Below are 23,545 nucleotides of genomic sequence, written 5' to 3'. Positions count from 1 at the left end.
ATTGCAACAACGGAGGTAATTTTCATGCAACAGAAGTGGTACCAAGCCACAGAGGTAGAAGTGGACTCTTTGGGCCAAAACCTTCATTTTTATATGGAAACAATTGAAGTAAGCCGCCTATCTGCATTGGCATTTTATGCAGCAGGCGAAGAGTGTTATAAAGGTGAACGATTTTATTGGCAAAATAGAGAAAAAACAATGACTTTAGTGGGACTTGGACATGCCCATACCATTCAAAACAATGCAAAAGATGAACGTTTTGATGCTGTAGAAAAAGAATGGAAAAAATTAACCGAAAATTGTCCAAAAGGGCAAAGCGAGCTACAGCCTATTTTGTTTGGCGGTTTTACATTTGACCCACAGAATAATGTTGATGGAGAGTGGACGGGCTTTCCAGAAGCTTATTTTGCACTAGCAACCTTTCAGCTTGTCATACGTGATGATAAGGCATACGTCAGCCTTCATCTTTTAACACAGGGTCAGCAGGATGAAGAGCGACTTGAAGCATTACGTAAGGAGCGAGATCATTTAATTCATGCGGCACAGGTTAAAGAAGTGAAAACGTATTCAAAGCCTAAAATTACAAGTTATTTTGAGCCATATAAGGACCCATATTTAGCTTCGATTGACCAAGTAACAGCATTAATTAAACAAAAAAGGGCAGGGAAAGTTGTGATTGCACGGTCGCTTGCATTGCAATTTAAAGAGCCTGTATCTGCGCCACAAGTGCTGTCACAAATTATTCATGAGCAACCTGAAAGCTATTTATTTGGTTTAGAACGTCAGAATTTATTGTTTTTTGGTGCATCGCCTGAGCGTCTTGTAAAAGTGGAGGATGGGCGTGCTTTTTCATCTTGTATAGCTGGCTCGATTAAGCGAGGAAAGACAGCAGAGGAAGATGAAGCCTATGGGCAAAGCTTGTTAAATGACCCTAAAAATGATGGCGAGCATCAATATGTGGTGGATATGATTGCAGATACATTCCGCAAAAATTGTGTAAATATGACGATTCCGGATCGACCACGTTTACTAAAAATACGTGATATTCAACATCTATATACGCCTGTTGAAGGTCAATTGAATCAAGAAGCAACGATATTACAGCTTACAAAATCATTGCATCCAACACCAGCTTTAGGCGGTGTACCACGTAAAGAGGCACTTGCCGCTATTCGTAAATATGAGCCGATGAACCGAGGGCTATATGCGGGACCAATTGGCTGGATGGATGCAGAGGGTAATGGTGAATTTGCAGTGGCTATACGCTCAGCTGCACTATTAAAAGATAGTGCATATTTATATGCGGGTGGTGGTATCGTAGCAGATTCAGAGCCACAATCTGAATACGAAGAGACGTTAGTGAAATTTCGTCCAATGCTTCGTGCGCTAGGAGGACAATTACATGAATGAACGTAAAATTTTAAGCGATTATGTATATACAATGGTTGCATCATTAGTCCAGGCTGGTATAAAAAATGTTGTCATTAGTCCAGGCTCGCGCTCAACACCGCTTGCTTATGCATTTGCCTCAACAAAGCAACTAACGATGTATCGACAGGTAGATGAACGTTCTGCGGCTTTCTTTGCTTTAGGGCTAGCCAAGGCTACTGCAAAGCCTGTTGTTTTATTATGTACATCTGGTACAGCCGCAGCAAACTATTTTCCAGCGATTGTGGAGGCAAGCTATGCACGTGTGCCACTTATAATAGTGACGGCTGATCGTCCACATGAATTAAGGGAAGTAGGCGCACCACAGGCCATCAATCAGCCCAATTTATATGGTGCACATGTAAAATGGAGTGTGGATTTCCCATTAGCAGATGGTGCTGCTCCGACATTGCCTTTTATTGAACGCCATCTTGCGCGTGCAGTAGCCATTGCAACAAGTGCCCCTTTTGGTCCAGTGCATGTAAATGTCCCGTTCCGTGAGCCATTATTAATTGATTTTTCTAATGAATTGCCAACAACAACGTTTAAACATAGCGATATGGGCCAATTAATTCCAACCGATGATGCACAACAGGAGCTTTCTGCTATTTTACAGGCGACTAAAAAGGGCTTTATTGTGATTGGGGAATTAGCACTTGGTACGGATTTAGCCGTTGTCTGGGAATTTGTCCGCCAGTTAAAATGGCCAACTATTGTTGAGAGTCTCTCCAATATGCGTGCTTCTATACCAGAGGATTGTTTACCATATATTATAACAACCTATGATGCCATAATGAAAAGCGAGGACTTTAAAACACTTGTGCAACCTGAGACAGTCTTGCGCTTAGGAGCGCAGCCTATCTCAAAATTCATCATGCAATTTATTTCAAAATCACAGCCAAATGCCTATATCATTATTGATGAAGACGCCATGTTTAGAGATGCTACGGGTGTATCTACACATTTTATTCATGCCAATATTGGGCAATGGCTTACACAATTAGAAATAACAAACGTAGCACTTGAAAAGACCTACTTAGCTGAATGGCAAAAAGCGAATGAACTGGCAGCTATGCATATTGAACAGCATGCAGAAGTGGCTAAGGATGAAGGTGCAATCGTTAGTCGTTTGTTGAAATTAATCCCTAATGGTAGTGATATTTTTGTGAGCAGTAGTATGCCAGTGCGTGATATCGATACATTTTTACTCGCAACACCAAAGGATCTACGCGTTTTTGCCAATCGTGGAGCAAATGGTATTGACGGAGTGGTATCAACAGCGTTGGGCTTAAGTCAAGGAAATCAACGAGAGACCTATTTATTGATTGGAGATTTAGCCTTTTTACACGATGTGAATGGTTTAATTGCCTCGAGATATCAGCAATGTAACTTAACTATTATTGTGTTGAATAATGATGGTGGTGGTATTTTCTCCTATTTACCGCAGTCAACAGTCGAGGCGCATTATGAAGATTTATTTGGTACACCAACGGCATTAACATTCCAGGATGTTGCCAAGATGTATGATATGGATTATATACGTGTGGATACGATAGACGAGCTATCAGAAAAGTTTGCAACAATGAAAAAGCAACCTTTACGTTTAATCGAAATCTTTACGGATCGAGCAGAAAATGTAAAAGCACACAGAAAGCTATGGCAGCGTATTAGTACGGAGCTAAAAGCATGATGATTCGAGGGCTGGAAACGCATATTGATATTTGGAATAAGGATGCCTCTTATACATTGGTGGCTTTGCATGGCTTTACAGGAAGTACAGCGACATGGCGTTATTTAGCACAAGCGTTGCCAAATGTGCGAGTGGTGGCAATTGATTTAATTGGGCATGGACGAACAGCTATACCAGTGCATGTGCAGCGTTTTTCAATGGAGGAGCAAGTCCAGGATTTAGAAGAAATATGCTGTCAGCTTCAGTTAGAGACATTTACGCTATTAGGCTATTCAATGGGTGGAAGAATTGCTTTATCCTATGCTATCTCCTATCCGAAGCGTATTGATAAGCTTATTTTAGAAAGTGCTTCACCAGGCTTACGTACGGTAGCAGAACGAGCTGAGCGTTGTCAGCAAGATGAGGCACTTGCGCAAAAAATTATGGCGAATGGCTTAGTAGCATTTGTGAATGCATGGGAGAATATCCCGCTTTTTGCAACACAGTTTCGTTTACCTAAAAATGTACGAGAAGCCATTCGAGCAGAAAGGCTTTCACAGACGGAAGAGGGACTGGCAGGAAGCTTAAGAGGTAGTGGAACAGGCGTCCAGCCGTCAAATTGGGAGCGTCTGGAGCAGCTAGCCTTTCCTGTCCTTCTTTTAACAGGAGCATTGGACAAGAAATTTTGTAAAACCGCACAAGAAATGAAAGCGTTATTAAAGAATGGAACACATATTACTGTAAATAATGTGGGACATGCAATTCATGTGGAAAATCCTGCTGAGTTTGCTACAATAGTAGAGGAGTATTTAACGTAGTATTCCTCGCTTTATAACGAATTTTTTAATAATAGGAGGCAATTCAATGACACGTCAATGGACTACATTACATACTTACGAAGATATTAAGTATGAATTCTATAACGGTATCGCCAAAATTACGATTAACCGTCCAGAAGTACGCAATGCATTCCGTCCCAAAACGGTGATGGAAATGATTGATGCATTTTCACGCGCACGCGATGACAAAAATGTCGGTGTGATTATTTTAACGGGTGAGGGTGAACATGCCTTCTGCTCAGGCGGAGACCAAAAAGTTCGCGGTCACGGTGGCTATGTTGGAGAAGATGAAATCCCACGTCTAAACGTTCTGGATTTACAACGTTTAATCCGTGTGATTCCAAAACCTGTAGTGGCAATGGTGGCAGGCTATGCGATTGGTGGAGGACATGTTTTACATGTTGTCTGTGACTTAACAATTGCTGCTGACAATGCTCGCTTTGGACAAACTGGACCAAAAGTAGGTTCATTTGATGCAGGCTATGGCTCAGGCTATCTTGCGCGTATTATCGGTCATAAAAAGGCACGTGAAATTTGGTACCTTTGCCGTCAATACGATGCACAGCAAGCACTTGATATGGGCTTAGTCAATACAGTTGTGCCTTATGCACAATTGGAAGATGAAACAGTACAATGGTGTGAAGAAATGCTTCAAATGTCACCAACTGCGCTACGCTTCTTAAAAGCAGCGATGAATGCAGATACAGACGGCTTAGCAGGTCTTCAACAAATGGCTGGAGACGCAACACTTCTTTACTACACAACTGATGAAGCAAAAGAAGGTCGCGATGCCTTCAAAGAAAAACGTCAACCTGACTTCGGTCAGTTCCCAAGGTTCCCTTGATGAAAGGGAAGCATCAAACGGCTCGTATCTTTTGAGAGATACGGGCTTTTTTATCTGTTTGGACGAGAAGTAGAGGTAGATAGAAGCATCAAAGTACTGGGTAGCCATATCAAAATAATGGATAGAGCTTCCAAAATAGTAGCTAGTCACCCTTAAACTGATGGATGGACAAGGAATAGAGGAAAACGATAAGATATAGGATGATTGGAGTGACAAATATGTATCCAAATTGGATTTTACAGCGAGCCTATTTAACGCCGCTTCGCAAGGCATTAGCATATAAAGGGCAAAGTTGGACGTTTCAAGAATTAAATAATTTATCGATCAAGCGCGCTCGTCAATTATCGGCACTTGGCATTCAACAAGGAGATCGTATCGCTATAATGGGACCGAGTAACCCAGATCTTGTCGTGATGCTGTATGCTTGTATGCATTTACAATGTGAGATGGTGATGCTCAACCGTAGACTATCACAGGAAGAAGTGGCTTATCAGCTAGAGGATGCTGAAGCAGTTACGGTGTTTGTTGCGGATGAGGATGTCCTAAAATTACCTCCTAAAACAGCACACCATTTATTTTCAACAATTGCAAAGGGCACCGAAGATACACTAGACATTGACAAAGAATGGCCTCTCCATCAAACAACAACGATTATGTATACATCAGGTACAACGGGTTTTCCAAAAGGGGTTCGTCAAACAGTTGGCAATCATCAAGCTAGTGCAACCGCCTCTGTTTTCAATATAGGGCTACAGCCAGAAGATGTTTGGCTATGTGCAGTGCCGTTATTCCATATTAGCGGTTTTTCGATATTAGTGCGCTCACTGTTATATGGCAATCAAGTGTATTTATATGATCAATTTGATGTAGAGACCATTACCCAAAATATTATAGATGGTGAAGTCACACATATGTCAGTTGTGGCTGTAACATTGGAAAGAATTCTACATACGTTAGAGCAGCTCGCAATGAAAGCTTCACCACGATTTAAGCTCATGTTAGCTGGAGGAGGGCCTGTACCTGTTGATTATTTGACAAGAGCACATGCCTTAAACTTAGCAGTCGCACAAACATATGGTATGACCGAAACTTCCTCACAAACAGCTACATTGGCAAGTGAGGATGCCATAAGAAAAATAGGCTCTGCTGGAAAGCCGTTGTTTTTTAATCAAATTAAAATTGCTGAACCAAATGACGATGGTGAAGGGGAGATTTGTATTCGTGGTCCGCATGTCACACCAGGCTATATTGGGCGTTTTGCACAGAAAAGCGCAACAATAGATGGTTGGCTGCATACGGGAGATATCGGGTATATAGATGAGGAGGGCTACCTATTTGTTATTGACCGCAGAGCAGATTTAATTATTTCAGGAGGAGAAAATATTTATCCTGCTGAAATTGAAAATGTCCTGCTTACACACCCTGCTGTTCAGGAAGCGGGTGTTTGCGGTAAGCATGATAGCCGATGGGGACAAGTACCTATAGCATTTGTAGTGTTAAAGGAGCAAGTATCTATAGAACAATTACAAGCTTTTTGTAGCCAGAAGCTTGCTAAATATAAAGTTCCGAAAGAAATTATACTAACAGACACCCTCCCCCGTAACGGAGCGAATAAGTTAGTAAGACGAAAATTATTGCAATAGTTGAAAGAAGCCTTCATAAATGGAGGCTTCTTTGGTTTGCTACGAAAACATTTATACCTTTAGTATGAAATTCATTTTTCCATAACATAATAAAAAAAGAGAGGCATAAACTATTAGTAAAGGAGAATGACTCATATGAGGAAATATATATATAATGTTGTCATTATATTATTTGTTCTACAAATGAGTCATGTGCAAGTATTGGCAAATTATAAAAAAGATCCTATAGCAACTGCCCATTCCATTGAAACACTACAATCTCTTATTTTCCAAGAAGTTATGCAGTTCTCTACCAAATTTTCTATTCATTATACAGGTGATCTAGCTGATATAAAAGATGAACTCACTGAAATCACGAAAAATGCCATTCAAAACGATTATCTTTATGCGAATATTTCTAGCTTCAAATGGAATTATAATGGAACTAATAATCATCTTGTCATTGACTTTACTTTTACGTATCATCTTTCACAAGCAGAGGAAGCATTTGTAGCACAAACATTGGCAACTATTACTGCACCCATGCATGGATTCAGCGATATACAAAAATTACAGGCTGCACATGATTTTATTGTTTTATCCACGGAATACTCCAAGGAAACAGAAGGAAGTCAATATTCCCCTTATACATTATTAAAAGAGAATAAGGGAGTCTGTCAGGCATATGCTTTAGTGCTTTATCGAATGTTAGAAATGTTGGGCTTTGAGGTGCGCTATGTACCTGGCAACGCAGGTGAACAGCTACATGCTTGGGTATTAGTAAAGCTTGAGCAGGACTGGTATCATATTGATGTTACTTGGGATGACCCTTTACCCGATCGCAAGGGAGAGGTGCGTTATCAATATTTTTTGCTGTCAGATCGTCAGCTAGCACAAGACCACACATGGGATTATGCGCGTTTTCCCGCTGCTACCAGTGAAATGTTTACAGAAATGCAGCAACTCACAAAAACACAAAGTGAAGCGGCTCCTTTCCAAGATCACACATTGATGATGGATAAAAATAAGCTAGCCATGCAGCAACCAAAAAAACCTGTAACCTCAAAACAAAGTGAGCCAAATGAATTCGATATGAGTAAATGGACACAAATAAATATAGAAAGTTTAGTAGCCTTTATAGCGACACATCCAATCTATACTGCACCAAAAACAAGCTGGTTAACGTCTATTGGTCGAGTAGAAAAACGTATGCCCCAAGAAAAATACGTCATACGAAAGGAGGTATCCCATCTAATGTTTGGGACACCTCCTTTCTCATACTATTACTATTAATGTGTGTTCAATGCTTTCTCTAATGTTTGAATATTCTCCTGCATTAATGTAAAGTATGTTTCTTTGTTTTTTTCATCATCAGCTGTTAAGACACTTAGATTATGCAAGACCAGTGATTCAGCCCCAACTTCTTTTTGAATAATCTCTGCTAATTTAGAAGAAACATTTTGTTCAAATAAAATATAGTGAATATGCAATTCATTCGCTTTATCAACAATTTTTGTTAATTCTTTTTGAGACGGCTCATCCTGAGAATTTAAGCCTGCAACTGGCACTTGTGTTAAGCCATATTGACCTGCAATATAACCAAATGCAGCATGAGAGACAAAGAATGTTTTCTCCTGTGCTTGGTCAGCCATTGTTTTAAAGTCATTATCTAAATCCTGTAATTCTTTCACTAATGCTTCATAATTTGCGTTAAATGTAGCTTCTTGTGCAGGCATTTTTTCAACTAGTGTATTTTTAATAGCAAGTGCTAAATCCTGACTAATTGTAGGAGATAGCCAAACATGGGGGTCAATATCGCCATGCTCATGGTCGTGATGATCATCTGCTTCTGCATCGTGGTCATGATCAGCGTGCTCATCATGAGCTTCTGCATCATGGTCGTGTCCTTCCTCATCTTCTGGATGAACATGACCAGTACTGATCGCTAATTTTTCATCTGTTACTTGATCAGCTGTAGCTACCATTGCGACACCCTCATTTGCTAATGTCTTTTTCGCATTTTCCACAAAGCCTTCAAGTCCTAAACCAATATAGAAAAAGATATCCGCATCTGCTAATTTCATCATATCTTTTTGGGTTGGCTCAAATGTATGTTCATTTGCTCCAGCAGGATAAATCGAAGACACATCAACAAAATCACCACCAATACGCTCTGCAAAATAGCTTAAAGGATAGACCGTTGTACGAATGACTAACTGATCCTTGTTCTTATCCTTATCATCAGCTTGCTGGGAAGTGGAAGCTTTATCGCCACAGGCAGCGGTAAATATAGCAAGTACTACAACTAGAAATACTAAATATACTTTTTTCATCTAATTAAATATCTCCTTTAAATAGTAATCATTACGGTTTGTTTTTCAGAACAGTTACTATAATAACGCACAACTTTAAAAAGTACAAGAAAAAATGACCTTCGAAAGCTAATTTTTTTTCGAAGGCCATTTTTCTGGCACAGGATCAAAGCCACCAGCATGAAAAGGCTGGCATTTTGATATACGTATAGTTGTTAATAAAAAGCCCTTTAATGCACCATGCTTTTGAAATGCCTCAAGCCCATAGGAGGAGCAGGTAGGGTGGAAGCGACAAGTAGGCGGAGTCATTGGTGAGATGAACTTTCTGTAAAATTGGATAAGCCAAATAAAAGGATACTTCATAGTTGCCCATCCTTTTGCTTAGGTTTTGCATCAACGGTTTGTCTAAAGGTATGTTTATTTTTTTGATAAATAATAATTGCTGCAACGGCAAACATTAGCATCATCATGACAATCATTATAATAATTGGTAATGGAACACCCATTGTTTTCACTCCAAATTCAATAAATAATTAGTTTTCATCTTGATAATAGCTGTGTTGCGGTTTTTTATCAATGGTATGTTGAAAAGCATATGCACGGTTGACACTAATAATCGTGACAATCGTAATCAAAATAACAATAATAACGGCGACAATTAAAAGCATTATTAAACTCATGGCATTCACTCCATTCATTGTTCATGCTTTCTATTATAAATGATTCGTTAATTGTAATTGTGAAGGAAGTTTGACATTCCAGCGAATAAAATCAAAGGACATAGGGTGGAACCGCTTGTCGTCATAAAATTTTCATTTAGGGAATTTTTTAGAGCGAATAGGGCAGTCGGTGTACAAGGTATTGAAGAAAATAACTAACAAGGGGGGAGGGAATAGATATGTGGAAGTATACAGCCGCTTCAGGATTTGTTGGTTAAAGAGGAGCCCAATTTCCTCATAGAAAAACCTGTTTTTTACTATTTTTTATAAGTGACTTAATAAACACGAAGTCTTTCATAGCTATTGAAAATATGTTGGAAAAAAATGAATTAGCTATTAAATAAGGAAAAACAGGGCTGTCCGTAAACAGCCTTGTTTTCAGTTATTTATTCATTATTGTTTAAAATAACTCAGAAAAGAAGTTTTTCGTTGAATTAGTAATTGAATTGAACGCAGAAGAAATGAACTTAACAGCTTCATTAATTGCTTTTTTTACAGCGTCTACTACACCAATAAAAACATTTGCAACTTCCTTTATAATATCTTGTATAAAAGCTCCAACCGCATCAGCAACAGTAATGATTGCTAATTGCGATGAAGGATGTTTTATTCCATAATCTGTTAATTTATCATAGAGATTATTAATCGTGTCTTCAGCCTTTTTTAATGCTTCTTCTTTTCTCTTACGCATTTTCTCCATAAACTCTGCTTGATTCATCTCCTTATTTTCTAATTGTTTAACATTTTCTTTTAAGGAAGTCTCTTCTTGTTCATAAAAATTATTCACATCCTGCTCATATTCTTGTGTTATTTTTTTCACTTCATCAGGTATATTGGATGTAGAAGGAGCTTGAAGTCCGATATGCTCTATTAAAGAAAATTCAGTAGTAGATTCTCCTACATAAGCATCTCTAATTTGATCCATAATACTGCTAAAATTTTTTACTGCAACTGTCATCATAATTCCTCCCTGGTAATTTATTATAAAAAATGCAATTATCTAACTTTGCAAATACTGTTATGCTCTATCTATAAAATACACCTATTCCTTTTTATTGCAAAAGCATCTTCTATATATTGTATATTAAGGTATAAAAATATATTAGTCAAGAGTAGTTTAATAAAAAATGTATTTACCTAACTTTATAAATCCTTTTTACATTATACCTATAAAATACATTATTTACATTTTAATGTAATTTAGTTGATATATTTCAGCTTAAAGTATAAAAATATATTAGTAAATATTTTTTCCATTTTTAAATGTTAAGTATTTTTAACATAATTAAGCTTTTAATATGAAAGTCTACATATCTCCTACACAAAAAGGACATAGACAACATTCAAGTTCTATCTCTCAATCGTCTGTGAATAATAGTTTCTAAAACCATGAGCATTCACACAATTTCTCGATTGTTCCTTTCAATATCTTTTACATGTAATTCTTTCTTTTTGGTGGCAAATTTCAGTTCATCTATTTTCATACGACATCGATACACATAAAAAGAATCCACTCCAGAAGAGTAGATGTCTTTTATGTGATTATACTTATTCTACATGCATTGTTGTTATATCTGATGCGGTTTATTCCTAAGACTATGCCAATACGTGAAATCACGCTTTAGTGCTTATTGACATGTTCTGTAAGGTCTTGGTGTGTTAATCCCAGTGTCTTTTATTTATTAATGATATTGTGTGCGATTTGATATTGTAATGCTGTTTCTTGCGTTTTCTTTGTTAAGATAAAGCGATCATGCTGATCATGAAAATATAGAATACGATGAATATTAGAAGCTACCTTTGTTCGTCATTCATTCATGTTATCACCGATACAATCAAAACGGAGTAGCTCATTACGAAATTCCTCTAATAACTAAATAGTACGCAATACCTTTGCTTATCACACATTTCAATGAATAAAATAATCATTCTTCCTCCATACTATGGAAAAAGGAGTGAAGCATCAAGATGGAGCGTCAGCGTATATATTTTTCACTTGCTAATAGAACCTTTTATACAAATCCATATGCAGGGCCTTGGAATTTCGAGCTTAATATTGACCGACAAGCATTAAATGTTTTTGAAAAGATTTTTCAGCAAATGCAGCTATTAGAAATCTCCAATGCATGGCGTGCACAGCTACCCTATATCCAATATCACTTAGATAAAGAAAATGATGAGATTGACCGAAGATTGATGAAGATTTATGCATTAGTCCATGAATATGGGGATGATGATACAAAAGCATTTGTTGAGCAACTTCCTTATTTTAATAAGCGCGTCTAACTAAGAAAAAGGTCACTAAACGAGCAGTGACCTTTTTTCCTCCTAACAAATAGCTTTTAGGATGGTAAAAACAGCTTCTCTAGGAACGATTATTGGTATATTGAGTTTATCCTTGATCGTATTTTTCATCGTTGTGGAGTAACCCATACAATCCAGAATAAGCAAATCTGCTCCATGATCTTCTAATTGCTGGGCCTTTGTCAATAAATCCTGTGCATTGAAGTGATAAGGGGAGCTTGCCGAAAAGCTCACAGCAAATTGAGCTTTTTGCCATTTCTCTGCAACAGTTGTTTGTTGATCAGGCTCAGGTCCAATTAAGCCGAGCACAAGTTCTGTCTGTAAACCTTTTACTAAGTTAATCATCATACGATCCGGTAGTAAAAGATTTTTAAAGGGTAATTTATTTGTAAAATCTCCTGTACACATAAGTAATACCCAAGTGAATTCATGAAGATTGCTAATGCATGTCTGAATATAGGGCATGAGCTTTTGCTTACTGAGCTTTACTTGTTGACCATTTGTAAGGAGCGTCACTAAAATATCTGTATCTACACTTGACGGTGCAAGTGTAGCAATTTCAGAAGGAGAAAGTAAGTCAAGGACACCAACTTCCTGAACTTGCAGACCTGCTTCTCGTAATTGCTGAATATCCTCCGCCATATCTTTGCGAGGGGCTTGACCAATTGTGACAATGGCAATTTTTGAATGTCTCATTAGTGCTCACTCCGCTTCGTAATATTTTTGTCCATTTACATAAGTTTGTAAAACCTTTGCTTCTGTTTCAAAAATAGGGTGCGACCAAACAACAAAATCAGCATCCTTGCCCTCCTCAAGGCTACCAATGCGATGATCTAGCTGTACGAGCTTAGCAGCATTGATCGTAATACTTTTTAAAGCTGTTTCCTTATCTAAACCATAACGAATGGCTTCAGTGGCACAATATTTTAAGTATTGAATTGGTACAAATGGATGATCTGTCATGATGGCAAATGGAATATTATGCTCTTTAAAAATGGCTGCAATTGCTGGTGTGGAATGACGCGTTTCATATTTAGATGGCGTTAACATATAGGGACCAAGCGTTGCATGAAAGCCACTATTTTTAACAGTCTCGACAATGAGATAGCCTTCTGTGCAATGCTCTAAATGAAGCTTCACATTAAATTCTTTGGCAATCCTAATAGCTGTCATAATGTCATCTGCTCTGTGACAATGAAGGCGAAGGGGCATGTCGCCTCGAAGCACCTCAATAAATGGACGTAACTCTCCATTTTGCTTAATTTGTTCTGCTCGTTGTTGTTCATTGAGTTGACTGGCACGTTGGAACCCATCCCGTAAAAGCTGGGCAATAGCCATGCGCGTCATAGGCTTACGTTTATATTGATTGCCAAAGACATTCTTTGGATTTTCGCCTAAAGCTCCCTTTAAACCGCTGCGCTCTACTAAAACACGAGAGGCAAGGGTAGGTCCTGCTGTTTTAAGGATGCTCCAAATACCGCCAATAACATTGGCACTGCCTGGCCCAGTTTGCACAGTCGTCACGCCGCCTTCAAGGGCATGTTGAAAGGAAAAATGGCGAATATCTACACTATCTAAAGCATGCATCAGCGGTGTAAAGGGTTCACTATATTCGTTGGCATCATTAATATCTTCCGTTACCTCAGCCCATGTGCCAACATGGGCATGAATATCAATTAACCCTGGTGTAACATAAGCCCCTTGTAGATCAACTAATTCAGCATTGGGAGGAACCTCTTTAGCAGGACCTATATAGACAATACGTCCCTCCTTGACCCACAACTGTTCACAAGTATCGTTTTGTTCATTGACTGTCAGAAACTTTGCATGATGATAAATAATCATTGTGTCAACCCTTCTTCCCGTGCATAAACTTTTGTCCCTTTAATAAAAGTTGCCACAACCTGTGCATCTAAATCTAATGGATGCTTATCCCAAATCACAAAATCCGCAAGAAGACCCTCACAAATAGCACCAGTTTGGTGGGCGATACCAAGGAAATTTGCAGCGCCTGTTGTCAGAGCATACAGCACATCCTGGCGTGTCATACCTTCTCTTATAGCTAAGCAGCCTTCTAATATTAGGTGAGAGGTGCTACTAACAGGGTGGTCTGTACAAAAAACAAATGGTATATTGTGCTTGGACAGCTGGTGATACAGTTTTGGTGATAGGGCCATCATCTCGTTATGCTCGATATATCGAAATGTTGGGCCAGCAATCATCGTATTGAAGGATGTCTCCTGAAGTAGCGGAGCCTCAGTACCATGAATAACATGAAAATCGAAAATCGAGCTAAATTCTTGTTGAAGACGGCTCACCAATTCAAGATCGACGGCTTTATGTGCTCGTATAACAATTTTTTTAATTAGCGGCTCTTGCTGCTGAATTTGCTGTAATGTTTCTCTTAAAATTTTGGCGATCCCCATGCGAGTTAGCGGCTTTTTCTTTTCAGTAAAAAATGTGCTTTTTGCCTGATGTCCGATAGAAAAGGAATACGCCACATCCTTTGAAATAATCATTTCATCAACTGTTGTATGTGCATGATGAATGATAGCCGTTTTTGCACCAATCAAGCTTTTAGGAGAGGGAACGATATGAGATGCTGTTACTCCATGGGAGACAGCTTTTTGAAATGCTGCATCGAATGGATAAATGCCATCGACTACAGAATATTGTAGGTGTGAGTCGAATTCATAGCTATCATCGCCCTCCCAACGAATCCCAATTTCGGCTAGACCGATTTGTGAACAGCTATCGATAAAGCCCGGTGTAATATAGTAGCCGTCTAAATCTAATTCTGTTTTGGTTGTGCTAGTAGCTGGTTCGAAGTATTGCCCTTGTACTTGAAACGATTGTTTAGTAAAGTTGCGAGTCTCAGAATTAAAAACAAGTCCATTTATATAGCGAGTCATCGGATCAGATCTCTCCTTATGAAGAGAAAAGCGGAGACGAGCATCTCCACTTTTCCAGTTTAATTATTTAGAAATAGATACGTTCGTACCATTTGGATGTACAATTTGTACGGAGTTATCAGCAGAAACCTCAAAGCCCTGTACTTTTTTGTTTACACCTGCAACCGTTTGTGTTGCCTCTAATTCAATACGTGGAACATCAGCTAAAATCAGCTTTAATGCTTCTTGGTATAATGTTGCACGTTCTTCTTGTACCACTGTTTCTGATACGGCACGCTCTAATAATTTATCCACCTCTGGGTTGCTGTAGCCTTTACCATTACCTAACGCACCAATTTGGTTTGTGTGGAACAGTTGATATAGGAAGAAGTATGGATCTGGATACCAAGTCCAGCCACCAATATTCATTGGGGCATTTCCTTTTGCGACAGTATCACTGTAAGTACCCCATTCAAGCACTTTAATTTCAACATCAATATTTAAGTTTTCTTTTAATTGGCTTTGGAAAATTGTTGCATAAGGAACACGTGCTTCAGATACAAAAATTTCTGTTTTAAAGCCATTAGCATAGCCAGCTTCTGCTAATAATTTTTTTGCTTCTTCAGGGTTATATTTTGGTACTAAATCCACTAATGCCTCATCATAACCCCATGAACCTGGTGGTAATGGTAAATAAGAAACATCACCGCCACCCCATTGGTTAACGCCAGAAATAATTTCCTCAACATTTGTGGCCATATAAATAGCTTCACGAACACGTTTGTCAGCAGTCGGACCTACCTTATTATTCAAATCAAGATAAACAATGGATAAACCTGGATTTGTTAAAAGCTCAAGATTGCTATCTTGGTTGATAATTTCACGGTTTTGCCCTTTAACATCCATCGCGATATCAATATCGCCAGAGCGTAATGCGTTTGTCATCATATTTTGATCAGAAATAAATTTCATTGTTACATGATCAACGTGAGGTTTATCGCCCCAGTAAGTATCATTGCGAACAAGTTTTACTTCTTGATCTTTCTTCCAATCTGTTAATTGGAATGGACCAGTACCCACGAAATGCTCAGAGAAATTATCGCCCCAGCCTTCAACCTCTTCTTTTGGAATAATGATATTCCCTGCATCTGTTAACATAGCAAGTAGGGCAGCATTCGGTGTAGCTAGATGAATTTCGACTTCATAATCCGATAACACTTTTACCTCTGTTACACCACTTAAACGATTCATAGCGGATTCTTTTGCAGAGCGCTCTAAAGAATATTTCACATCCTCAGCCGTCATCTCACGACCGTCTTGGTACTCACCCTTTTGGAATTTTACACCTTCACGTAGCTTAAATGTATAAACTAACATATCATCTGAAACATTCCACTCAGTTGCTAATGAAGGAATAATATCAGATAGGTCTTTGTTATACACCACTAATGTATCACCCATTTGGCGCATGACCTGTGATTCGTAAACGCCTGTATATTTGATCGGGTCAAATGTTTTGGCATTTGCTGAAAGACCAATATTTAATGTGCCGCCCTCACTAGCAGCTGTTTCTCCGCCTTTTTCATCTGATGAACTATCTTTCTCTGTATTACCACCACAAGCAGCTAAAACACCAAGCATTAAAGTTAAAAACAATAGAAGTAAGGATTTTTTTACGTTTATTTTCTTCATACATACTTGCCTCCTTAGTTTGTGTTTCACAATATGAACCGTTGATTCAAAAATGATAGGTTCGAAATAAAAGTAGCACATTTGTAAATAGAAAGTAAATAAAAAATTATAAAAATTCAGAAAAAATATATTTACAAACAATTAGTGTGGGGTGTAGTATGTAGTTATTCACAATATGAATCACTGATTCTAATAATGAAAAGGAGGTCTTGCTAAGATGGGCTCATTTATTTTAAAAAGGTTAGTAAATCTAATCCCCACACTGCTAGTAGTCGGAATCATCGTTTTTATTATTACGCGGATGATTCCTGGTGATCCAGCTTCAGTCATGCTTGGACCACAGGCAAGTGTGGAAGATGTAGAGAATTTAAGAGAAGAGTTAGGGTTAAATAAGTCAATGCCTTCGCAATTTATTTCATATGTAGGAGACTTAGCACAATTAAATTTAGGATATTCCTATTCTTATAGTGAGTCTGTCATTGGGCTTATCCTTGAGAGGTTTCCTAACACAGTTGTACTAGCATTGGCAGCGTTATTAATAGCGGTCGTGGTAGGTATCCCAGCAGGAATATTAGCAGCTAGGAAACAAAATACCATTATTGATTATATTGTTATGCTTGTGTCATTAGTGGGCGTATCCATGCCGATTTTCTGGTTGGGAATTATGCTCGTTCTGTTCTTTAGCGTTAATCTTGGTTGGTTCCCTGCTACGGGCATGGGGAATTTAAGCGATGGTTTATGGAGCTATTTAAAGCATTTAATTTTGCCAGCATTTGCTTTAGCAACGATTCCAATGGCGACATTTGCACGTATTACACGGTCAAGCATGCTAGAGGTAATTTCGCAAGATTATATTAAAACAGCTCGCTCTAAAGGAATTAAAGAATATTTAGTGATTGGCAAGCATGCCTTTAAAAATGCGCTAACGCCCATTTTGACAGTATTAGGTATGCAGATTTCTAATTTACTGGGTGGTGCTGTTTTAACAGAAACCATTTTTAGTTGGCCTGGAATGGGGCGACTAATTGTAGATGCAATTGATAAACGTGATTTTGTGGTGGTACAGGGAACTGTTATTTTCATTGCGTTCATCTTTGTACTGATTAATTTAGTAGTCGATGTGCTTTATAAGGTCGTCAATCCTAAGGTCAATCTTGAATCGGATGGGGGGAAAAAATAACAATGACTCAAGCAATCGTTAATGAAACGAGGAGAAAAAATACGTTATTGCGCAAGTTGCTAAAAAATAAATTAGCATCAATTGGGCTACTCATTGTAACCTTGATGGGCATTGTAGCTATTTTTGCGCCGTTGATTGCTACCCACCCACCGAATGAAATGATTGTTGGCAAATCATTTTTACCCATGAATACGGACGGACACTTACTTGGCACGGATAACTATGGTCGTGATCTGTTTAGCCGTTTAGTTTATGGTACACGGATATCAATGATTGTCGGGATTGCAGCGGTGCTCTTTGGTGCTGTGTTTGGAACATTACTTGGCTTAGTGGCAGGATATTTTGGTGGTCGCATTGATTCTATTATCATGCGTACAATGGATGGACTGTTCGCCTTTCCATTTATTTTATTAGCCATTACATTAATGACGGTATTAGGGCAAGGACTTGTCAATGTTATTGTTGCTATTGGCATTGCTAATATCCCAGGGTTCGCAAGGCTTGTTCGTGGACAGGTTTTAAGCGTAAAAGAGGAAGAATTTATCGAAGTAACACATTCTTTAGGTGCTACACATACAAGAATTATTTTTAGTCATATTTTACCGAACTGCTTAGCTCCCTTAATTGTCTACGGCACGATGAGTACAGCAGGCGCTATTATTTCAGAGGCTGCCCTTAGCTTTTTAGGATTAGGGGTTCAACCTCCAACAGCTTCATGGGGCAGTATTTTAAAGGATGGGAAAGACTTTTTAGTATTAAACCCCCAAATGGCGACATTTTCAGGTATTTGTATTTTATTAACAGTGCTTGGTATTAACCTGTTAGGGGATGGCTTGCGTGATGCATTAGATCCGAAGATGAAAGTTTAATGGAAGGAGGTGGAGTCATGACTGAACGTTTACTAGATGTAGAAAACTTGACAGTAGAATTTAAAAGTGGCGGCTCTACAATGAAAGCTGTTAATGGAGTAAATTTACAATTAAATAAGAAGGAAACACTAGGAATTGTTGGGGAGTCAGGTTCTGGAAAAAGTGTGACAGCCACGGCTCTTATGCGTTTAATTCCATCTCCGCCCGGAAAAATAACAAATGGGAAAATTCACTTTAATGGACGCGATTTATTAGCCATTTCGGAAAAGGACATGCGCAATGTACGAGGCAATGACATGTCCATGATTTTCCAAGATCCTATTACAAGTTTGAATCCAGTTCTCACAGTGGGCAATCAAATTATCGAAGTAATTCAAGCGCATGAAACGATTTCAAAGAAAGATGCGGCTGCAAAAGCGGTTGAGATGTTAAAAATGGTGGGTATTCCTGAGCCAGAAAAGCGTTTAAAAATGTATCCACATGAATTTTCAGGAGGGATGCGTCAGCGTGTTATGATTGCCATTGCCCTTGCCTGTAATCCAAAGTTACTGATTGCCGATGAGCCAACAACGGCACTGGATGTAACTGTACAGGCTCAAATTCTTGATTTGATGAAAAAATTGCAGCAGGAGCATGACACAGCCATTATTATGATTACCCATGATTTAGGTGTCGTTTGGGAGCTATGTGACAAAGTCAATGTGATGTATGCAGGGCGAACAGTAGAGTCCACAACAACTCGACAGCTCTATGAAAAACCGCTACATCCATATACATGGGGCTTGCTAGAATCTCAAATTACAATGGGCACACAGGAGCAGCAGAGATTGCCAGCTATTCCAGGTAGCCCACCAGATTTAACAATGCCACATAGCGGTTGTCATTTTTCTTCTCGCTGTCCATTGGCAACAGATATTTGCCGTAGTAAAGCACCTGACCTAGTAGAAGTACAAGATAATCATTTTGTTGCTTGCCACTTACAATCAAAAGAACAAATTGTCGCACGGAAGGAGGGAATTTTTAATGCAACAGCACAATGACCCTATTTTAAAGGTAAGTAATTTAAAAAAGCATTTTCCCATTAAAAGTTCCATTCCTTTTAAAAAATCAACACAATTTGTCAAGGCGGTAGATGGGGTAAGCTTTGACTTATATAAGGGAGAAACACTTGGTATTGTAGGTGAATCAGGCTGTGGTAAATCAACGGTTGCCCGTTTAATTAACCAATTAATATCACCTACAGAGGGAGTCGTGGAGTTTAAGGGAACGGATTTAGCAAGCTTAAATACAAAGGATATTCGCTCTGCTCGAAAATCCATTCAAATGGTATTCCAAAATCCTTATGCGTCACTCGATCCTCGTAAAACAATTGAATACTTAGTTGCTGAGCCACTCGTTATTCATGGTATTGGTGATGAAGCATCACGGAAAAAGCGTGTCATTGAATTGCTTGAAACAGTAGGCTTAAGTGCTTACCATGCAAAGCGCCATCCACATGAGTTTTCAGGAGGACAAAGACAGCGTATTAATATTGCACGTGCCCTTGCGCTTAATCCAGATATTGTTGTTTGTGATGAGCCTGTTTCAGCACTAGATGTATCTGTGCAAGCACAAGTTATTAATTTATTAAAAGATTTACAGAAAGAATTTGGCTTAACCTATATTTTTATTTCACATGATTTGAATGTTGTAAATTATATGTGTGATCGAATTGCTGTTATGTATTTAGGGAAAATTGTGGAAATTGGCACATACAAGGAGATATATGAAAATCCGCAACATCCATATACACAAGCCTTATTATCAGCTATTCCAAAGGAAAATCCTTTTGATGCAAAGGAACGCATTATTTTATCTGGTGATGTACCAAGTCCAGTAAATCCACCAAGCGGCTGTGCATTCCATAAACGTTGTCGTTTTGCTATGGAGAAATGTGCAACCATGCAACCAACGCTTGATACAGTGACAGCTACACATCAAGTTTCCTGTCATTTATTTGAAGCAATACAGCAAGAAGTACCAACACCTTAACAAATTATTGAAGCAGAAAAAGGAGCGAACTAATTATGTCATTGAAGCATGTTATGGAATTATACGAGTTAATGGATAGTATCTATGTGAACGGTGAGGCTATCAAGGAGTATTTACACAATATTGATCCGGCAGCAAATATAGAGGTAAAAACGATTCAAGGTGAAAGTGGCTCAACGGATTTTGTCCGCGTGCTTCTAAAAGGAAAAAACGGGAAATCTTCAGGGGGCAATGCGCCAACATTAGGGATTATTGGTCGCTTAGGCGGTATTGGAGCGCGCCCTGAAATGACAGGCTTTGTATCGGATGGTGATGGTGCATTAGCATGTATGGCTGGCGCTGCAAAAGCACTTGATATGGCATTAAAAGGCGATCAATTAGAGGGCGATGTTATTTTTACGACACATATTTGTCCAACAGCACCGACCTTACCACATGAGCCAGTGCCATTTATGAACTCGCCTGTAGACATTAGTGTGATGAATGAAAATGAAGTAGATGAAACAATGGATGCTATTCTTTCGATTGATACAACGAAGGGCAATCAAGTATGTAACCATAAAGGATTTGCCATTACACCAACTGTTAAAGAGGGTTACATATTAAAAGTTAGTGATGATTTACTGCATGTTTATACGCAATCAGCTGGAATTTCTCCTGTTGTGATGCCCATTACAATGCAAGATATTACACCATATGGGAACGGTTTATTCCATATTAATAGTATTTTACAACCAGCTGTTGCTACAACAAGTCCTGTTGTTGGTGTTGCCATTACAACAGAATCGGTAGTGGCGGGCTGTGCAACAGGTGCAACACATATTACAGATGTAGAAGGTGTTGTTCGATTTATCCTAGAAGTAGCTAAAACTTATGGTGCTCATAAATGCTCATTCTTTGATGAACAGCAATTTACACATATGAAAAAATTATATGGTAGCATGAGTCATTTACAAACAAAAGGAAATGAGGTACAGGCACATGAATGATTTGCAAGCACTGAAAGAGCAATTAATCGACGCAGTTGAACAACATCAAGATGAATTAATTGAATTTTGTTCAAGGTTAATTCAAATTCCAAGTGTTAATCCTCCAGGGGATACAACTGAAATTACAGCTTTTATTGAAAACTATTTAAGCGAAGTAGGCATCACGTATGAAAAATATGAAGCTGCGGATAAAATGTTTAATTTAGTAGCTTCTATTGGTAATGATGCTGGTAAAGAACTTGTTTATTGTGGACATACAGATGTTGTGCCTGTTGGAGATTTAGCAAAATGGGATTTTGACCCATTCTCTGGCGAGGTGAAGGATGGCTGGATGCTTGGACGTGGTGCGAGTGATATGAAGGCTGGCTTAGCAGGGATTATTTTTGCTACAAAGCTGCTAAAGAAATTAAATATTGAATTACCAGGAAAATTAACTTTAGCCATTGTACCTGATGAAGAAACAGGTGGCGAATTTGGTGTTCCTTGGCTATTAGAGCGAAAGCTAGTAAAGGGTGATGGTTGCCTAATCGCAGAGCCTTCTTCCCCATTAAATCCAACAATTGGACAAAAGGGATCATATTGGTTTGAACTAGAGGTACGTGGGGAACCAGGACATGGAAGCCTGTCCCCATTGGCTGGACGTAATGCTATTGTCGATGCTATTCGTGCTATTCAAGAAATTCGTACACTATGGGATATGGAAATTACGATTCCAGAAGAGGTACAGCCACTTATCGAGGTATCAAAAAAATACATGCGTGAAGTAGAAAAAGATCGCTTGAAATATCAAGAAGTTTTAGAGAAAATTACTGTAAATATTGGTACAATTGAGGGAGGTACGAAGTCCAACGTTATCCCAGATTATTGTAAGGTGCAGGTCGATTGTCGCTTACCATTTGGTGTTACACAAGAGGAAGTAACAGACATCTTGAAAAATAAATTAGATGCCTTGGAAATTGATTATTCGATCCAACGTTTTGGCTTTAAAAGTGTAGCTAATTTTACGCCTGCTGACAACCCTGTATGCCAATCGATAGTGGAAAATATTTCATTTGTAACAGGACAAGAGGCATATGGCGTGATGCAATGGGCAAGCAGTGATGCTCGGCACTTTAGACAATATGATATTCCTGTCTTACAATATGGTCCTGCTTATTTACCAAGTATTCATGGTTATAACGAAAAAGTGCGTGTTGAGGATATCATACGCTGTGCAAAAGTATATATTACTGCTGCTATTGATTTCCTATATCAAAAGTAAGAGATAGCTACTCTCTTACTTTTGATAAAGTGATATCAGGTGCTGACGGCTGCTAAATCTGTCGATTATTTCCCCCTTAAAAGAGAGATTTGCAGCCGTTTGTACAGATAAATAGATCAAAAGGATGAGAGATATGCTAAAGACGCTAAATTTATCAATTGCAGTTTTAAAAATGTTTACAAAGGAAAAGCCTATATGGGGTGGACGAGAGCTAGCGATGGCAATGAACATGAATCATACAAATTTATATCGCATTCTGGAAACCTTTGAAAATAATGGGTTTATTACAAAGGACCCTGTTACAAAAAAATATTCACTCGGTATTGCTTTGTGGGAAATTGGTATGAATATGTATGATTCCTTAAATATCGATCAGCTATGTATGCCTGCTCTTGAAAAGCTAAAAGATACAACTGGCGAAACGGCTATTTTAACCGTTTTGAATGGACTGGAAGCGCTAACGTTATTAAAAGCAGAGCCTGTCAATAAAGTGAAATTCACTGTTTCAAGAGGAAGTCGTTCTCCCCTTTATGTAGGAGCTTCCTATCGTTCGATGCTTGCTTTTTTAAGTGACGAGCAAATCTCAAAGGTCATTGATAAGCCTTTAACTGCTTATACAAATAATACGATGACAGACGCGACGGAAATACGTGCTGAGCTTGAAAAAATTCGTAATTGTGGCTATGCACTTAGTAATAGTGAATATTCAGTTGATGTGTTAGCCCTGGCGATGCCGATATTTAATAGTGAAGAACAAGTTGTGGCCTCTATTACTGTGTCTGGACCTATCTATCGTTTTACAGAACAACGTGTACCAGAGGTTTTAGGGTCATTAACGGAAGCTAGAAATGAAATAGAAGGAATTATCCGTAGATATCATTTGAATTTTAATTAA

At 38.5% G+C, this 23,545-nt stretch carries 23 protein-coding genes; 14 read left to right on the top strand and 9 right to left on the bottom strand.

Annotation, left to right across the window (positions count from 1 at the left end; all coding sequences use genetic code 11):
- Positions 1–24 precede the first annotated feature (24 nt).
- The 6 genes from ADM90_RS20140 (at position 25) to ADM90_RS20115 (ending at position 7,695) form a co-directional block, all read left to right on the top strand.
- Positions 25–1,410 (top strand): isochorismate synthase, encoded by a 1,386-nt coding sequence (locus tag ADM90_RS20140; RefSeq protein WP_053996681.1) that lies wholly within the window; start codon positions 25–27, stop codon positions 1,408–1,410.
- Complete coding sequence (gene menD / locus ADM90_RS20135; RefSeq protein ID WP_053996680.1) at positions 1,403–3,118, top strand: 2-succinyl-5-enolpyruvyl-6-hydroxy-3-cyclohexene-1-carboxylic-acid synthase; 1,716 nt, start codon at positions 1,403–1,405, stop codon at positions 3,116–3,118. The genes ADM90_RS20140 and menD overlap by 8 nt, the downstream gene beginning before the upstream one ends.
- The gene (gene menH, locus ADM90_RS20130) at positions 3,115–3,915 is read left to right on the top strand and encodes a 2-succinyl-6-hydroxy-2,4-cyclohexadiene-1-carboxylate synthase (RefSeq protein WP_053996679.1); all 801 of its coding nucleotides are present in this window, start codon (positions 3,115–3,117) and stop codon (positions 3,913–3,915) included. The genes menD and menH overlap by 4 nt, the downstream gene beginning before the upstream one ends.
- Positions 3,916–3,961: 46 nt before the next feature.
- A complete protein-coding gene (gene menB / locus ADM90_RS20125) occupies positions 3,962–4,780 on the top strand; it encodes a 1,4-dihydroxy-2-naphthoyl-CoA synthase (protein WP_053996678.1) in 819 nt (272 codons plus the stop codon).
- 218 nt (positions 4,781–4,998) lie between these two features.
- Positions 4,999–6,423 carry an o-succinylbenzoate--CoA ligase gene (locus ADM90_RS20120; RefSeq protein ID WP_053996677.1) on the top strand — a complete coding sequence of 475 codons (1,425 nt, stop codon included), beginning with the start codon at positions 4,999–5,001 and terminating at the stop codon, positions 6,421–6,423.
- A 135-nt stretch (positions 6,424–6,558) separates the two neighbouring features.
- Positions 6,559–7,695, top strand: a complete 1,137-nt coding sequence (locus tag ADM90_RS20115) for a transglutaminase domain-containing protein (protein WP_053996676.1) — start codon at positions 6,559–6,561, stop codon at positions 7,693–7,695.
- Here the strand turns inward: ADM90_RS20115 and ADM90_RS20110 are convergent.
- The 5 genes from ADM90_RS20110 to ADM90_RS20100 form a co-directional block, all read right to left on the bottom strand.
- Positions 7,692–8,735, bottom strand: coding sequence for a metal ABC transporter solute-binding protein, Zn/Mn family (locus ADM90_RS20110; protein WP_053996675.1), 1,044 nt, complete (start codon positions 8,733–8,735; stop codon positions 7,692–7,694). The two genes, ADM90_RS20115 and ADM90_RS20110, sit on opposite strands and share 4 nt — an antisense overlap.
- A gap of 108 nt (positions 8,736–8,843) precedes the next feature.
- Positions 8,844–9,077, bottom strand: coding sequence for a membrane protein insertion efficiency factor YidD (gene yidD, locus ADM90_RS20105; protein ID WP_053996674.1), 234 nt, complete (start codon positions 9,075–9,077; stop codon positions 8,844–8,846).
- Entirely contained in the window at positions 9,074–9,220 is a 147-nt protein-coding gene (locus tag ADM90_RS24750; RefSeq protein ID WP_162838614.1) for a hypothetical protein, read from the bottom strand. Before ADM90_RS24750 ends, yidD begins: the two co-directional genes overlap by 4 nt.
- Positions 9,221–9,247: 27 nt before the next feature.
- Entirely contained in the window at positions 9,248–9,394 is a 147-nt protein-coding gene (gene ytzI, locus ADM90_RS24375) for a YtzI protein (RefSeq protein ID WP_152928054.1), read from the bottom strand.
- Positions 9,395–9,833: 439 nt separating this feature from the next.
- Positions 9,834–10,391: a hypothetical protein gene (locus ADM90_RS20100; RefSeq protein ID WP_053996673.1), complete on the bottom strand. Its 558-nt coding sequence runs from the start codon at positions 10,389–10,391 to the stop codon at positions 9,834–9,836.
- A gap of 1,010 nt (positions 10,392–11,401) precedes the next feature.
- Here ADM90_RS20100 and ADM90_RS20095 point away from each other — a divergent pair.
- The gene (locus ADM90_RS20095; protein WP_053996672.1) at positions 11,402–11,719 is read left to right on the top strand and encodes a hypothetical protein; all 318 of its coding nucleotides are present in this window, start codon (positions 11,402–11,404) and stop codon (positions 11,717–11,719) included.
- Between the two features lie 42 nt (positions 11,720–11,761).
- On the opposite strand, the gene ADM90_RS20090 is transcribed toward ADM90_RS20095, so the two are convergent.
- From ADM90_RS20090 to ADM90_RS20075, 4 genes are all read right to left on the bottom strand, one after another.
- Positions 11,762–12,433 carry an AroM family protein gene (locus tag ADM90_RS20090; protein ID WP_053996671.1) on the bottom strand — a complete coding sequence of 224 codons (672 nt, stop codon included), beginning with the start codon at positions 12,431–12,433 and terminating at the stop codon, positions 11,762–11,764.
- Between the two features lie 6 nt (positions 12,434–12,439).
- Positions 12,440–13,582, bottom strand: a complete 1,143-nt coding sequence (locus ADM90_RS20085) for an amidohydrolase (protein WP_053996670.1) — start codon at positions 13,580–13,582, stop codon at positions 12,440–12,442.
- Complete coding sequence (locus tag ADM90_RS20080; RefSeq protein WP_053996669.1) at positions 13,579–14,649, bottom strand: amidohydrolase family protein; 1,071 nt, start codon at positions 14,647–14,649, stop codon at positions 13,579–13,581. The genes ADM90_RS20085 and ADM90_RS20080 overlap by 4 nt, the downstream gene beginning before the upstream one ends.
- 63 nt (positions 14,650–14,712) lie before the next feature.
- Entirely contained in the window at positions 14,713–16,320 is a 1,608-nt protein-coding gene (locus tag ADM90_RS20075; protein ID WP_053996668.1) for an ABC transporter substrate-binding protein, read from the bottom strand.
- A 217-nt stretch (positions 16,321–16,537) separates the two neighbouring features.
- Between ADM90_RS20075 and ADM90_RS20070 the strand changes: the two genes are divergently transcribed.
- The 7 genes from ADM90_RS20070 (at position 16,538) to ADM90_RS20040 (ending at position 23,545) form a co-directional block, all read left to right on the top strand.
- Positions 16,538–17,500: an ABC transporter permease gene (locus tag ADM90_RS20070; protein WP_053996667.1), complete on the top strand. Its 963-nt coding sequence runs from the start codon at positions 16,538–16,540 to the stop codon at positions 17,498–17,500.
- A gap of 2 nt (positions 17,501–17,502) precedes the next feature.
- Positions 17,503–18,369: an ABC transporter permease gene (locus ADM90_RS20065; RefSeq protein WP_053996666.1), complete on the top strand. Its 867-nt coding sequence runs from the start codon at positions 17,503–17,505 to the stop codon at positions 18,367–18,369.
- A 17-nt stretch (positions 18,370–18,386) separates the two neighbouring features.
- Positions 18,387–19,409, top strand: coding sequence for an ABC transporter ATP-binding protein (locus ADM90_RS20060; protein WP_053996665.1), 1,023 nt, complete (start codon positions 18,387–18,389; stop codon positions 19,407–19,409).
- Positions 19,393–20,400, top strand: a complete 1,008-nt coding sequence (locus ADM90_RS20055; protein ID WP_053996664.1) for an ABC transporter ATP-binding protein — start codon at positions 19,393–19,395, stop codon at positions 20,398–20,400. The genes ADM90_RS20060 and ADM90_RS20055 overlap by 17 nt, the downstream gene beginning before the upstream one ends.
- Positions 20,401–20,435: 35 nt before the next feature.
- Positions 20,436–21,389 carry a DUF1177 domain-containing protein gene (locus tag ADM90_RS20050; RefSeq protein ID WP_053996663.1) on the top strand — a complete coding sequence of 318 codons (954 nt, stop codon included), beginning with the start codon at positions 20,436–20,438 and terminating at the stop codon, positions 21,387–21,389.
- On the top strand, positions 21,382–22,650 hold the full coding sequence (locus ADM90_RS20045; protein ID WP_053996662.1) for a M20 family metallopeptidase: 1,269 nt from the start codon (positions 21,382–21,384) through the stop codon (positions 22,648–22,650). Before ADM90_RS20050 ends, ADM90_RS20045 begins: the two co-directional genes overlap by 8 nt.
- A 133-nt stretch (positions 22,651–22,783) precedes the next feature.
- Positions 22,784–23,545, top strand: coding sequence for an IclR family transcriptional regulator (locus tag ADM90_RS20040; protein WP_053996661.1), 762 nt, complete (start codon positions 22,784–22,786; stop codon positions 23,543–23,545).

Source organism: Lysinibacillus macroides (genome assembly GCF_001281525.1).
Taxonomy (GTDB): Bacteria; Bacillota; Bacilli; order Bacillales_A; family Planococcaceae; genus Lysinibacillus; species Lysinibacillus macroides.
The sequence above is the reverse complement of the archived record's forward strand: the minus strand, read 5'-3'. Positions and strand labels throughout refer to the sequence as shown.